This is a genomic window from Pantoea sp. X-Soil-ISGK-285 (assembly GCF_059730815.1).
This window is the reverse complement of record NZ_AP035938.1, coordinates 1870596-1883286: the sequence shown is the minus strand read 5'-3', so window position 1 is coordinate 1883286 and position 12691 is coordinate 1870596. Positions and strand designations below refer to the sequence as shown.

General features: G+C 53.4%; 12 protein-coding genes and 3 tRNA genes. 11 read left to right on the top strand and 4 right to left on the bottom strand.

All coding sequences use genetic code 11. The annotated features are described in order from the left end of the window. The first annotated feature begins 40 nt into the window (after positions 1-40). On the top strand, positions 41-709 hold the full coding sequence (gene rnt / locus AC6I8B_RS08985) for a ribonuclease T (RefSeq protein ID WP_157352006.1): 669 nt from the start codon (positions 41-43) through the stop codon (positions 707-709). 42 nt (positions 710-751) lie between these two features. On the opposite strand, the gene AC6I8B_RS08980 is transcribed toward rnt, so the two are convergent. Continuing rightward, positions 752-1087: a Grx4 family monothiol glutaredoxin gene (locus tag AC6I8B_RS08980; RefSeq protein WP_170933470.1), complete on the bottom strand. Its 336-nt coding sequence runs from the start codon at positions 1085-1087 to the stop codon at positions 752-754. Positions 1088-1452: 365 nt separating this feature from the next. Between AC6I8B_RS08980 and AC6I8B_RS08975 the strand changes: the two genes are divergently transcribed. After that, on the top strand, positions 1453-2250 hold the full coding sequence (locus AC6I8B_RS08975; RefSeq protein ID WP_010245589.1) for a C40 family peptidase: 798 nt from the start codon (positions 1453-1455) through the stop codon (positions 2248-2250). Positions 2251-2295: 45 nt separating this feature from the next. Here AC6I8B_RS08975 and cydH read toward each other — a convergent pair whose 3' ends face one another. Continuing rightward, the gene (gene cydH, locus AC6I8B_RS08970) at positions 2296-2385 is read right to left on the bottom strand and encodes a cytochrome bd-I oxidase subunit CydH (RefSeq protein ID WP_010245592.1); all 90 of its coding nucleotides are present in this window, start codon (positions 2383-2385) and stop codon (positions 2296-2298) included. Positions 2386-2666: 281 nt separating this feature from the next. Between cydH and purR the strand changes: the two genes are divergently transcribed. Next, entirely contained in the window at positions 2667-3692 is a 1026-nt protein-coding gene (gene purR, locus AC6I8B_RS08965) for an HTH-type transcriptional repressor PurR (RefSeq protein WP_010245595.1), read from the top strand. Here the strand turns inward: purR and punR are convergent. Beyond that, positions 3689-4594 (bottom strand): DNA-binding transcriptional activator PunR, encoded by a 906-nt coding sequence (gene punR, locus AC6I8B_RS08960; RefSeq protein WP_010245598.1) that lies wholly within the window; start codon positions 4592-4594, stop codon positions 3689-3691. The two genes, purR and punR, sit on opposite strands and share 4 nt — an antisense overlap. Before the next feature lie 107 nt (positions 4595-4701). Here punR and punC point away from each other — a divergent pair, with 107 nt between their 5' ends. Together punC and cfa are read left to right on the top strand one after the other, a co-directional pair. Then, a complete protein-coding gene (punC, locus tag AC6I8B_RS08955) occupies positions 4702-5904 on the top strand; it encodes a purine nucleoside transporter PunC (protein ID WP_062757543.1) in 1203 nt (400 codons plus the stop codon). A 310-nt stretch (positions 5905-6214) separates the two neighbouring features. Continuing rightward, positions 6215-7363 carry a cyclopropane fatty acyl phospholipid synthase gene (gene cfa / locus AC6I8B_RS08950; RefSeq protein WP_033786194.1) on the top strand — a complete coding sequence of 383 codons (1149 nt, stop codon included), beginning with the start codon at positions 6215-6217 and terminating at the stop codon, positions 7361-7363. A 336-nt stretch (positions 7364-7699) separates the two neighbouring features. On the opposite strand, the gene AC6I8B_RS08945 is transcribed toward cfa, so the two are convergent. Then, positions 7700-8359, bottom strand: a complete 660-nt coding sequence (locus tag AC6I8B_RS08945; RefSeq protein ID WP_010245607.1) for a riboflavin synthase — start codon at positions 8357-8359, stop codon at positions 7700-7702. A gap of 202 nt (positions 8360-8561) precedes the next feature. Here AC6I8B_RS08945 and AC6I8B_RS08940 point away from each other — a divergent pair, with 202 nt between their 5' ends. The 6 genes from AC6I8B_RS08940 to AC6I8B_RS08915 all read left to right on the top strand — a co-directional run bounded on the left by AC6I8B_RS08940 (position 8562) and on the right by AC6I8B_RS08915 (position 12630). Next, positions 8562-9935: an MATE family efflux transporter gene (locus AC6I8B_RS08940; RefSeq protein WP_022625743.1), complete on the top strand. Its 1374-nt coding sequence runs from the start codon at positions 8562-8564 to the stop codon at positions 9933-9935. A 152-nt stretch (positions 9936-10087) separates the two neighbouring features. Beyond that, a tRNA-Val gene (locus tag AC6I8B_RS08935) sits at positions 10088-10164 on the top strand. A gap of 3 nt (positions 10165-10167) precedes the next feature. After that, positions 10168-10244: transfer RNA gene (locus AC6I8B_RS08930), tRNA-Val, on the top strand. An 11-nt stretch (positions 10245-10255) separates the two neighbouring features. Then, positions 10256-10332: transfer RNA gene (locus AC6I8B_RS08925), tRNA-Val, on the top strand. A gap of 344 nt (positions 10333-10676) precedes the next feature. Beyond that, positions 10677-12089, top strand: a complete 1413-nt coding sequence (gene pykF, locus AC6I8B_RS08920; protein WP_010245613.1) for a pyruvate kinase PykF — start codon at positions 10677-10679, stop codon at positions 12087-12089. A 304-nt stretch (positions 12090-12393) separates the two neighbouring features. Next, positions 12394-12630 (top strand): major outer membrane lipoprotein, encoded by a 237-nt coding sequence (locus AC6I8B_RS08915; RefSeq protein ID WP_009090492.1) that lies wholly within the window; start codon positions 12394-12396, stop codon positions 12628-12630. The last annotated feature ends 61 nt before the right edge of the window (positions 12631-12691 follow it).

Below are 12691 nucleotides of genomic sequence, written 5' to 3'. Positions count from 1 at the left end.
GCCATAATACGCGCTGCCCTTTTTCTGCAACGAGATCCTGATGTCTGAATCGAATTCCCCTAATGCACTCAATCAACGTTTCCGTGGCTTCTATCCGGTGGTGATCGACGTTGAAACCGCGGGTTTCAATGCGCAAACCGATGCGTTACTGGAGATTGCCGCTATCACGCTGAAAATGGATGAAGAGGGATGGATTCAGATTGACCAGACGCTGCATTTCAACGTCGAACCTTTTGTCGGATCGCTGCTGCATCCCGAAGCCCTGGCCTTTACCGGCATCGATCCCAGCAATCCGCTGCGCGGCGCGGTCAGTGAATATGAGGCGCTGCACGCCATTTTCAAAATGGTGCGCAAGGGCATTAAAGACAGCGGCTGCAATCGCGCCATTATGGTGGCGCACAATGCCACCTTCGACCTGAACTTTATGTCAGCGGCGGCGGAACGAGCCAGCCTGAAGCGCAACCCGTTTCACCCGTTTGCCACCTTTGACACCGCGGCCCTGAGCGGACTGGTTTTGGGTCAGACGGTGCTGGCGAAGGCCTGTATTGCGGCGGGAATGGAGTTTGACAGCACGCAGGCGCATTCGGCGCTTTATGATACTCAGCAGACGGCAACGCTGTTCTGCGAGCTGGTGAACCGCTGGAAGCGGTTAGGCGGCTGGCCACTGCCCTTCACGGAAGGCGATGCAGAAGCCACGACATCCGCATAAGGGATGCCGCAATGAAAAGGCCGACGTGATGTCGGCCTTTTTTTATTCTGCTTCTTTAAATTTTTCTGCGGTCTCTTTGATCAGCGTCTGCAGTTCACCACGCTGTAACATCTCAACGATGATGTCGCATCCACCGACCAGCTCGCCATCAACCCACAGCTGCGGGAAAGTTGGCCAGTTAGCGAATTTCGGCATCTCGGCACGAATGTCCGGGTTCTGCAGAATATCCACGTAAGCAAAACGCTCACCGCAGGCTGACAGCGCCTGCACCGCCTGTGCAGAGAAACCGCAGCTTGGCAGTTTCGGGGAACCTTTCATGTACAGCAGGATCGGGTTTTCTGCGATCTGGCGCTGAATTTTTTCTACAGTACTCATAATTGCCTTCCTTAATTCGTCACATCGTGTTTGTTTATTGTAGCGACTTCGCAGCGTGACTGAAAACGAGATTTTGATCGCTGCCCGATTAAATCGCCATCATTGTTAAGTCCTGCTCCGGGACACCTGAATTCCTGATTATTAACAGCAGGTAACAGATTAATAATTCGTAATAATTTCGTTGATATAAGACGCTGAAAATGTTCATTTTCAGCACAATTGCGTGGGTTGCAAAGATTAATATTAAAAGGCATTACAGTTTTTAAAAGAACTGGACTAGAATGGCCTGGGCGCTGATCCTGGATCAGATTAATCTCAACTTTGTCGCGGTGCGTAGTGGCCCTGACAACTTAACTAATCAACGGACTATGCGTTTAATCATTACGTTTTTCATGCTGGCCTTTGCGCAACTGTTTTTCAACATCGCCGCTGCGTCGCCTCACGCGCCGGTGAACGTCAGTACGCATAAAGCAGAGAAAAAGAGTGCGCGCGACGATGAGCGTCGCAAGCGTCGCCCGGTCAAAACGGTGACGAAAAAGACTCGCCTCAGCCCGGTTCAAAAACTAAAAACAAAAAAACTGAAAAAAGTCGAACTCACCGCGAAACAGACGCCTGCTAAAAAGACCTCGCTAAAAACCGCCCGTCTCAGTAAGAACAAAGAGAAAAAACGTTATGGTCATCAGCGCCTGCTGAAAACCGCTGAGGTCACCACCAGCGAGACCGGCACGATTAAGATGAGCAAATCTCACCGTCAGCGCTACCAGAAGGCCCGCGAAACCGCGATGACCAAGCTGATGGGTCAGTTGGGTAAACCCTATCAGTGGGGCGGCACCTCTCCCCATACCGGTTTCGATTGCAGCGGCCTGGTCTGGTACGCCTATAAAGATCTGGTGAAGTTTAAGATCCCACGTACTGCTAACGAGATGTACCACCTGCGTGATGCCGCGCCGATCAAGCGTGAGTCGCTGGAGAAAGGCGATCTGGTCTTCTTCCGTATCAATGGACGCGGTACTGCGGACCATGTCGGCGTTTACCTGGGTGATGGCAAGTTTATCCAGTCGCCACGCACCGGCAAAGATATTCAGATCAGCGCGTTAGGAGAAGATTACTGGCAGCGCCACTATATTGGTGCCCGTCGGGTGATGACGCCAAAAACCATACGCTGAGCAGCAGAACAACCAGAAGAGAGCCGGGATAATCCCGGCTTTTTTTTAGTGCAGAATAGCGGTAAAACTAAAGGCCACAATCATCAGCAGACAGCCCGCGGTGGTCATTAAAGCCAGTTTAAGATCGGTACTCATTGCTTGCTCCTTAGTCACACAATTAGCAGGGGTATCGCATTTTCCCACAGGGCCCGGTAAAAATCTCGTTTTATCCGTTCAGCCTTGTTAGAATCCCGCCTTTGTTGCGCAACGCGCGCAACCCTGATTCCGTTTGCGCACGTTTTCAGGCGCTTTTACGCCGCCAGCGGCCTGTTTCCTGGCCATGAATGCTGCATTTTTGCGGAAAAAAACCTGAACAGACGCAAACGTTTAACACTACGCTTATCATAGAGTTAGATAAGCACTGGAGTCCGATTTTCATGGCAACAATTAAAGATGTGGCGAAACGCGCTGGCGTCTCAACGACCACCGTTTCGCACGTCATCAATAAAACCCGCTTTGTGGCTGAAGAGACGCGCAACGCGGTCTGGCAGGCGATTAAAGAACTGCACTACTCGCCGAGCGCCGTGGCGCGCAGCCTGAAAGTGAACCACACCAAAACGCTGGGCCTGCTTGCCACCTCCAGCGAAGCGCCCTATTTCGCTGAAATTATCGAAGCGGTTGAAAATCACTGCTTTGACAAAGGCTATACGCTGATTCTGGGTAATGCGCATAACGATCTGCAAAAACAGCGCGCCTATCTCAGCATGATGGCGCAGAAACGCGTCGATGGGCTGCTGGTGATGTGCTCTGAATATCCGGACGATCTGCTGCAGATGCTGGAAGAGAACCGCAATATCCCGATGGTGGTGATGGACTGGGGTGAATCGCGCGCCGACTTCACCGACACGGTACTGGATAATGCTTTCCAGGGCGGCTATCTGGCGGGACGCTATCTGATTGAACGCGGACACCGGGATATTGGTGCAATCCCCGGCCAGATGGAGCGTAACACCGGTGGCGGACGTCATGCCGGTTTCCTGAAGGCGATGGAAGAAGCGGGTATTCAGCCACGCGCCGAGTGGATTGTGCAGGGTGACTTTGAGCCGGAGTCGGGCTATCAGGCGATGCAGCAGATCCTGTCGCAGAAGCAGCGTCCCACGGCGGTGTTCTGTGGCGGTGACATCATGGCGATGGGCGCGATTTGCGCCGCCGACGAGATGGGTTTACGCGTCCCCCAGGATATTTCGGTGATCGGCTATGACAATGTGCGCAACGCCCGTTATTTTGCACCGGCCCTGACCACAGTGCATCAGCCTAAAGCCCAGCTGGGTGAGAAAGCGCTGGAAATGCTGCTGGACCGCATTACCAGTAAACGCGAAGTGTCACAAACGATTGAGGTCCATCCCACGCTGATTGAGCGCCGTTCCGTGGCCGATGGCCCGTTCCGCGACTATCGCCGTTAATGCTCGCTTAACCACTCCTGATTAAGCGTTTGCGCATCACCCAGATAGCTGAGCAACCAGCCTGTCGCCGGTGATGCGCGATCCTCTGCCCAGCTGACGCAGCATGGGCTGTCCGGAAACGCCACCGGCAGCGTCAGTTCAACCAGCTCGCCGCTGTCGAGCAGTGGCCTGGCCAGATGGCCCGGCACCATCGCCACACACAATCCCGCCTGCACGCACTCGAGCCCGGTTTGCCACTCCGGCACCACCAGCCGGCGCTGGTTATCCAGCGTCCATGTCATACGACGCGGCAGTGCGCGAGAAGTATCTTCCAGCACCAGGGATGGCCAGCTCCGCAGCGTGTCATCATCTATCTGGCTCGCCTGTGTCAGAGGATGGTCGGGCGCAACCACGCAGCGCCAGTTAAGCGTGCCCATATCCCGAAAAGCAAAACGTCCGCCCACCGGTATCGCCTGAGTGGCACCAATCGCCACTTCCACCCGGCCATCGGCCAGCGCATCCCAGACGCCGTTAAAGACTTCATAGCTGATGATCAGCTCCATATCAGGAAAGTGGCGATAGAAATCTTTGACCAGCTGCCGGGTGCGCTGAGGTTTAGCGATACGGTCAACGGCTATGCTTAGCTGGCCGCGCCAGCCGTTAGCCAGCTGCTGACACTGTCGCCGGGTGGCAAGCATTTTTTTGATGACGCTGCGTCCTTCCCGGACAAAATGCTCACCCGCCGGGGTCAGAACCACTTCGCGATGCTGCCGTTCAAACAGCGGTACCGCCAGCCAGTTTTCCAGCTGACGCACCGTATAGCTGATGGCAGAGGGCACCCGATGCAACTCCTGCGCGGCGGCGCTGAAGCTCCCCCCACGGGCGACAGCGTCAACCACTTCTAATGCATATTCTGACCACATAATCTGCCTTCAAAAATTTTAACAGCAATCGGCAAATATTACCGTTTCACAGCAGCAAACGCACCTTTTACACTCTGCCGCGTTTATCCTGCAAAAATGAGAATCAGATGCTGTCGAATAAAGGGTTTATGCCCTACCTTGCCCTGCTGAGCATGCTGGGCTTTTTAGCCACTGATATGTACCTGCCCGCCTTTGGTGCGATGCAGCAAACCTTTAACACTTCACCCGGTCTGATCAGCGCCAGTATGAGTCTCTTCCTGGGCGGCTTCGCCGTGGGTCAGCTCTTCTGGGGACCGCTTTCCGATCGCATCGGTCGTAAACCGGTGCTGCTGTCCGGACTGGCCATGTTTGGCGCTGGCTGCGCAGGCATGCTGTGGGTGAATGATATCTATCTGATGCTGGCGCTGCGTTTTGTCCAGGCGATTGGCGTCTGTGCCGCTGCCGTAAGCTGGCAGGCGCTGGTGGTGGATCGCTACCCTGCAGCGCGCGCTAACAAAGTCTTTGCCACCATTATGCCGCTGGTTGCGCTCTCTCCGGCGCTGGCTCCGCTACTGGGTGCCTGGCTGATCGGCCACTTCCACTGGCGTTCGATTTTCCTGGTGCTGACCCTGATTGCGGTGGCGTTGATTCTGACCACGCTGCGTCTGCCCACCGTGCGCAAGGCCGCGGGAGAAAAAGGTGCGCAGCCCGGCTTTTTCACGCTGCTTAAATCCCGGGTCTACAGCGGCAACGTGCTGATCTACTCCGCCTGCTCAGCCAGCTTCTTTGCCTGGCTGACCGGATCGCCCTTTATTCTGGCGGATCTGGGTCTGTCGCCCGCCGATATCGGTCTGAGTTATGTGCCCCAGACGCTCGCCTTTTTAATTGGCGGCTTCGGCTGTCGCACCCTGCTCAACCGCTTTAACGGCGCACAGTTGCTGCCCTGGCTGCTGGCCGTTTACAGCCTGAGCATTCTGGCGCTGTTTGCTGTTGCGCTTGCTGGCAGCAGCACGCTGGTGAGTCTGATGGTACCGTTCTGCGGTATGGCGCTGGCTAACGGCGCGATCTATCCGATTGTGGTGTCCAGTGCGCTGATGCCCTTTCCGACCGCTACCGGTAAAGCCGCCGCGTTGCAGAATACACTGCAGTTAGGACTCTGTTTCGCTGCCAGTTTGGCGGTGTCGGCCGGCTTAACTCAGGCGCTATTTACCACCACACTGATGATGACGGTGACAATTGTGCTGGCGCTGATGGGTTACGCCATGCAGCGTGCCGCAAGCGCACAAACTGTTGTTGCCTCTGCGCAAACTGCCTGCCAGGATAATCAGTGACACACTGACTTTTTAGTTAGCGCCCTAACAATAAGTTATTGAATATTGACCCGCGTGAGCATATACTCATCCGGGTCAACAAATCTGTAATAAATCAACAATATAATAACGTAATAATCTGATTGGCACCTTGCTGCCGGGATGGTATTCGCGCGCGTTATTCTCACCTTACCCGACCTGCTGCAGGCTGTTCCAGTCCTCTGTATCACACAGATAACCGGTTTGCGGAGCCATCCGCATCGTTTCTCATTGCCTGAATAAATTGGCTACTCTTTGTTCAGGTTCAGATTGGACAGGTGGTGGAAAATCTATGAGTTCATCTTATGCAGAAGAAGTGAGCCTCGAAGAAAACCATTGGTATCGCATCGTTCATGAACTGCTGGAAAAAGCGGATATCGAAATTAATGGTTCACGTCCCTGGGATATTCATATTAATCATCCTGGTTTTTTTAAACGTGTTCTGCAGGAGGGCTCTCTTGGGCTCGGTGAGAGCTATATGGATGGATGGTGGGAGTGTGACCGGCTGGATATTTTCTTCCACCAGGTACTTAAACATAAACTCGATCAGCAGCTGCCTCATCACTTCAAAGATACGCTGCGCATTGCCGCCGCACGCTTAACCAATCTGCAGTCAAAAAAACGGGCGTGGATTGTCGGTAAAGAGCATTACGACCTGGGCAACGACCTCTTTTCACTGATGCTCGATCCCTATATGCAATACTCCTGTGGCTACTGGAAAGAGGCGACGACACTGGCGACGGCGCAGGAAGCCAAGCTGGATATGATCTGCCGTAAATTAGCGCTGGAACCCGGAATGTCACTGCTGGATATCGGCTGTGGCTGGGGCGGACTCGCGGAATTTGCCGCACGTTATTATGGCGTTAAAGTGCATGGCGTGACGATTTCCGCCGAACAACAGAAACTGGCGCAGCAGCGCTGCAGCGGATTAGACGTCACGATTCTGTTGCAGGATTATCGCGATCTGAATGAGCAGTTTGATCGTATTGTGTCGGTGGGTATGTTTGAACATGTCGGACCGAAAAATTACGCGACCTATTTTGACGTGGTCGATCGTAATTTAAAGCCTGACGGTATTTTCCTGCTTCACACCATCGGCGCGATTAAAACCGATATGAGTGTCGATCCCTGGATCGATAAATATATCTTCCCCAACGGCTGCCTGCCTTCGGTGCGCCATGTGGCCGATGCCAGCGAACCCCATTTTATTCTGGAAGACTGGCACAACTTCGGCGCAGACTACGATAAAACACTGATGGCCTGGCATGAACGCTTTTTGCAGGCCTGGCCAGAGCTGGCCGATAAATATGGCGAACGCTTTAAACGGATGTTCTCCTATTATCTGAATGCCTGTGCCGGTGCCTTCCGGGCGCGTGATATTCAGCTGTGGCAGATCGTGTTCAGTCGCGGTGTTGAGGGGGGATTACGGGTGGCGCGGTAGGGGTTAAAAAGCGGGCAATTAAGAAGGCGCTGCCCCGGCTGAACACTTGAAAAGAAGGGCCTGTTTTGCTTTAACAGGGAGCGTTGCGCAAGGAACGGGGTCAGATCGGAAAGTCGCAAAACCCGTCATCCCTGACACGCCCGGCCCACGCGATTACGCACCTCATCCCTGAGGTACGCCCGTTGCCGGGCCAACGCTTTGCGTTGTTCAAAAACGCTCCCGGCGTTTTTATCCGGGCGGCGGGACGCTTTCCTCTTCTGAGCCGGCGCCCTGCGCTTTTATAATGCTGACAGAGTAAAACCGATTGGGCTGTCTGCGGTGCTTACGCGCCTTTTATTAACTCTCTGTCTTTGACTGGCCGGTCAGCATGCTCATCGCCGCCGCGGCATCGCGCTGTGCTAACACCCGCTCAACGGTCTCCACGATTGCCTGCGTGTGCGGATCGATTTCAATATTCACCCGATCGCCAAAGGTCTTCGCCCCCAGCGTGGTACGCTCAAGCGTTTCCGGGATCAGATAGACGCAGAACTTAGTCTTAGTCACATCGCCTACCGTCAGGCTGATACCGTCGATGCCGACAAACCCTTTATGCAGAATATATTTCATCTGCGCCGCATCCTGGATTTTAAACCAGACCTCGCGGTTATGTTCTGACTGGATAATCTTGCAGATTTCAGCGGTGGTCATAATATGACCAGACATCAGATGTCCGCCTATTTCATCGCTGAATTTCGCTGCACGCTCAATATTGACCACATCGCCCTGACGTAAATCGCCAAGGTTAGTCACCCGCAATGTCTCTTTAATTAAATCAAAACTGACGCGGTCGCCTTCAATTGCCGTTACGGTTAAACAGCAACCGTTATGGGCTACGGATGCGCCCAGCGCCAGACCCGGTAAGAGCTCTTCCGGCAGGCGGACAGTGTGGGTGCGAAACAGTTCTTTCTCTTCAATGGACACGATTTCTGCGGTGCCCTGCACAATACCGGTAAACATAGTCTTTGCCTCTGCGAAGTTTACGCTAGTTTATCACAGCTCAGGTCGGCTGTTAGATTTCAGCCCGCACCGCCGCTTTATAGCGGAGCAAACCGCATTGTGTGACAAAGATTGGCGAATTCTGTTACGCCAGTTACACTAGCTCGCGAAATTCCCCGGGCTTCCTGCCCCTTTTAATTCATTCAATAAGTCAGGTGTTAACGTGCAGAAGTATTTAACAGAAGCGCGTCAATTGCTGGCCCTTGCGATTCCGGTCATCCTTGCTCAGGTGGCTCAAACCGCAATGGGATTTGTGGATACCATTATGGCCGGCGCAGTCAGCGCCACGGATATGGCCGCCGTTGCTGTCGGCACCTCTGTCTGGCTACCGGCCATCCTGTTTGGTCATGGTCTTCTGCTTGCATTGACGCCCACCGTTGCGCAACTCAATGGTTCTGGCCGCCGCGAACGCATCGGTGAACAGATCCGCCAGGGATACTGGCTCGCCTTTTTCGTCTCCCTGCTGATTATGGTGCTGTTGTGGCATGCCGGTTATCTTATCCGGGCGATGCATGACATTGATCCAGTGCTGGCGCTGAAGGCAGAAGGCTATCTGCATGCCCTGCTGTTCGGCGCGCCTGGCTACCTCTTCTTCCAGGTGCTCCGCAATCAATGCGAGGGGCTGTCGAAAACCAAACCCGGCATGGTGCTGGGCTTTTTAGGCCTGATGTTCAACATCCCGCTTAACTATGTCTTTATCTATGGCCACTTCGGCATGCCAGCCCTGGGCGGTGTCGGCTGCGGCGTGGCGACCGCCTCGGTCTACTGGGTGATGTTTATCTGCATGCGCTTCTGGGTGCGCCGGATGGGTAGCATGCGCGATATCCGTATGGAGAGCCGCTGGTCACCCCCTTCCCGTCCGATTCTGAGCCGCCTGATGACGCTGGGATTGCCGGTGGCGCTGGCACTCTTCTTTGAGGTCACGCTGTTCGCCGTTGTCGCCCTGCTGGTTTCGCCACTGGGCATCGTTAACGTGGCCGGTCACCAGATTGCGCTCAATTTCAGTTCACTGATGTTCGTATTGCCGCTGTCGCTGGGTGTCGCGACCACCATCCGCGTCGGTTATCGTCTGGGCCAGGGCTCCACCGAGCAGGCACGGGTCGCGGCCTGGACCGCACAGGGTGTAGGCATCAGCATGGCGGCGCTAACCGCCATTTTTACCGTGACGTTCCGTCATCAGATTGCCCTGCTCTATAACGACAACCCTGAAGTGGTGACGCTGGCGGCACAGCTGATGTTGCTGGCGGCAATTTATCAGTTCTCAGACTCGATACAGGTGATTGGCAGCGGGATCCTGCGCGGCTATAAAGATACGCGGTCGATTTTCTTTATTACCTTTATTGCTTACTGGCTGCTGGGGCTGCCAGCCGGTTATCTGCTGGCGCTGACCGACTGGGTGGTGCCGCGCATGGGACCTGCGGGCTTCTGGTGCGGCTTTATTATCGGCCTGACCTCGGCTGCGGTGATGATGATATGGCGCATCAGACGGTTACAGCAATCACCGGCGGAAATTATCCTGACGCGTGCAGCGCGATAACGTTCGAGGCGGGTCATTCATGGCCCGCAATGACGAAAAAAACGACGGTTAGCACAGTTGCTGTGCAGTCATGGCGAAAAAACTATTTTCCCCTTGCCAGCCTCACACGCTGCCGTTAATATTCGTCCCCGCTGTCGCCCTGACAGCATGTTGCGCTCTTAGCTCAGTTGGTTAGAGCACCACCTTGACATGGTGGGGGTCGATGGTTCGAGTCCATTAGAGCGCACCAAGTGCGTCCGTAGCTCAGTTGGTTAGAGCACCACCTTGACATGGTGGGGGTCGGTGGTTCGAGTCCACTCGGACGCACCAATATTCAGTATGCGCTCTTAGCTCAGTTGGTTAGAGCACCACCTTGACATGGTGGGGGTCGATGGTTCGAGTCCATTAGAGCGCACCACTTTCAGAATTCCTTCAGCTTGCGCAACTCCACTTTTATTGATCTGCATCGCTTCCCCCTTCTGCTTTTTGATTGGTTTTCGCATACTTAGCGTCTATACTGTTCCGCGTTGCTTACTTGAAAGGTTTCAGCGATCACGTGCTTACTGCGATAACTCAAATGATTTGCGCAACAACAGCGTGGTGGTTACCAACCGTAACCGCACAACTTCCCTGCACGCCTGGCCTTCGTCACCTATTCTTACTCAGTACTGCCCTTTTCAGTCTCAATCAGAAATTTCACTTCGATGCGCTGCCATCGGATTCCGCCCTTATTCATCCATCACAACTTACAGAAAATCCGTCATGAAAAAGACTAAAATCGTTTGTACAATCGGCCCGAAAACCGAATCCGAAGAGATGCTGACTCAGCTGCTTGAAGCTGGCATGAATGTTATGCGTCTTAACTTCTCTCACGGCGACTACGCTGAGCATGGCCAACGCATCACCAACATGCGTGCCGTTATGCAAAAAACCGGCCGTCAGGCCGCTATTCTGCTGGATACCAAAGGCCCTGAAATCCGCACCATGAAACTGGAAGGCGGCAACGATGCGGCTCTGAAAGCGGGTCAGACCTTTACCTTTACTACAGACCAGAGCGTGATTGGCAACAGCGAGCGCGTTGCGGTGACCTACCCGGGTTTCACTGCTGACCTGAAAATCGGCAACACGGTGCTGGTCGATGATGGCCTGATTGGTATGGAAGTGACCGAAGTCACTGAAAATACCGTGGTGTGTAAAGTCCTGAACAATGGCGATCTGGGCGAAAACAAAGGCGTTAACCTGCCAGGCGTCTCTATCCAGCTGCCAGCACTGGCCGAAAAAGATAAGCGCGACCTGATTTTTGGTTGTGAGCAGGGCGTAGACTTCGTCGCCGCCTCTTTCATCCGTAAACGTTCAGACGTGCTGGAAATTCGCGAGCACCTGAAACAGAACGGCGGCGAGCATATCCAGATCATCTCCAAAATCGAAAACCAGGAAGGCCTGAACAACTTCGACGAAATCCTCGAAGCCTCAGACGGCATCATGGTTGCGCGTGGCGATCTGGGCGTTGAGATCCCGGTTGAAGAAGTGATCTTCGCGCAGAAGATGATGATCAAAAAATGTAATAAAGCACGCAAAGTGGTCATCACGGCTACCCAGATGCTCGATTCCATGATCAAGAACCCGCGCCCTACCCGCGCAGAAGCCGGTGACGTGGCAAACGCCATTCTTGACGGTACCGATGCTGTCATGCTGTCAGGTGAGAGTGCCAAAGGCCGTTATCCGCTGGAGTCAGTCACCATCATGGCGACCATCTGTGAGCGTACCGATCGCGTGATGAAGTCCCGCATCGACAGCCAGAGTGATAACCGCAAAATGCGTATCACAGAAGCCGTCTGCCGTGGTGCGGTAGAGACCGCTGAGAAGCTGGAAGCGCCACTGATTGTGGTTGCTACCGAAGGGGGTAAGTCTGCTAAAGCCGTGCGTAAATACTTCCCGAACGCGACCATCCTGGCGCTGACCACCAATCCGATGACTGCCCGTCAGCTGATCCTGAGCAAAGGGATTGAGACACGTCTGGTGACTGAGATCGCTTCAACCGACGATTTCTATCGTCTGGGTAAAGAAGCGGCGCTGGAAAGTGGCTACGGCCAGAAAGGCGATGTCGTGGTGCTGGTGTCAGGTGCATTAGTACCAAGCGGAACTACCAACACTGCTTCTGTACACGTTCTGTAAAACGCTCTCTGACCATTATTTTGAAGCGCCTTTATCGGGCGCTTTTTTTTATTTCTACTTAAACCAAATGTCAGAAAATTCCAATCGAAAATAACTATTCAAATACTCTTAATATTAAGGTTAATCCGATTAAATCTCTCTGTTTTCGCTAAATTTTTTTATCATATTCTGTGATTCGCTGCTTCTTTGAGCGAACGATCAAATTTAAGCATCTTCTCATCAAAAATTTATTCTCAACTTAAAAAGCTTTGTGTAATACTTGTAACGCTACATGGAGATTAACTCAATCTAGAGGGTATAAATAATGAATCGTACTAAACTGGTACTGGGCGCGGTAGTTCTGGCTTCAACTCTGCTGGCTGGTTGCTCAAGCAACGCTAAAATCGACCAGCTGTCTTCAGACGTTCAGACTCTGAACGCTAAAGTTGACCAGCTGAGCAACGACGTGAACGCAGTGCGTTCAGACGTTCAGGCTGCTAAAGATGACGCAGCACGCGCTAACCAGCGTCTGGACAACCAGGCTCACTCTTACCGTAAGTAAGAGTTCTGGTTTAAAAATGGCGCCTTTATGGCGCCATTTTTTTTGCTCCGAATTCAGTGCC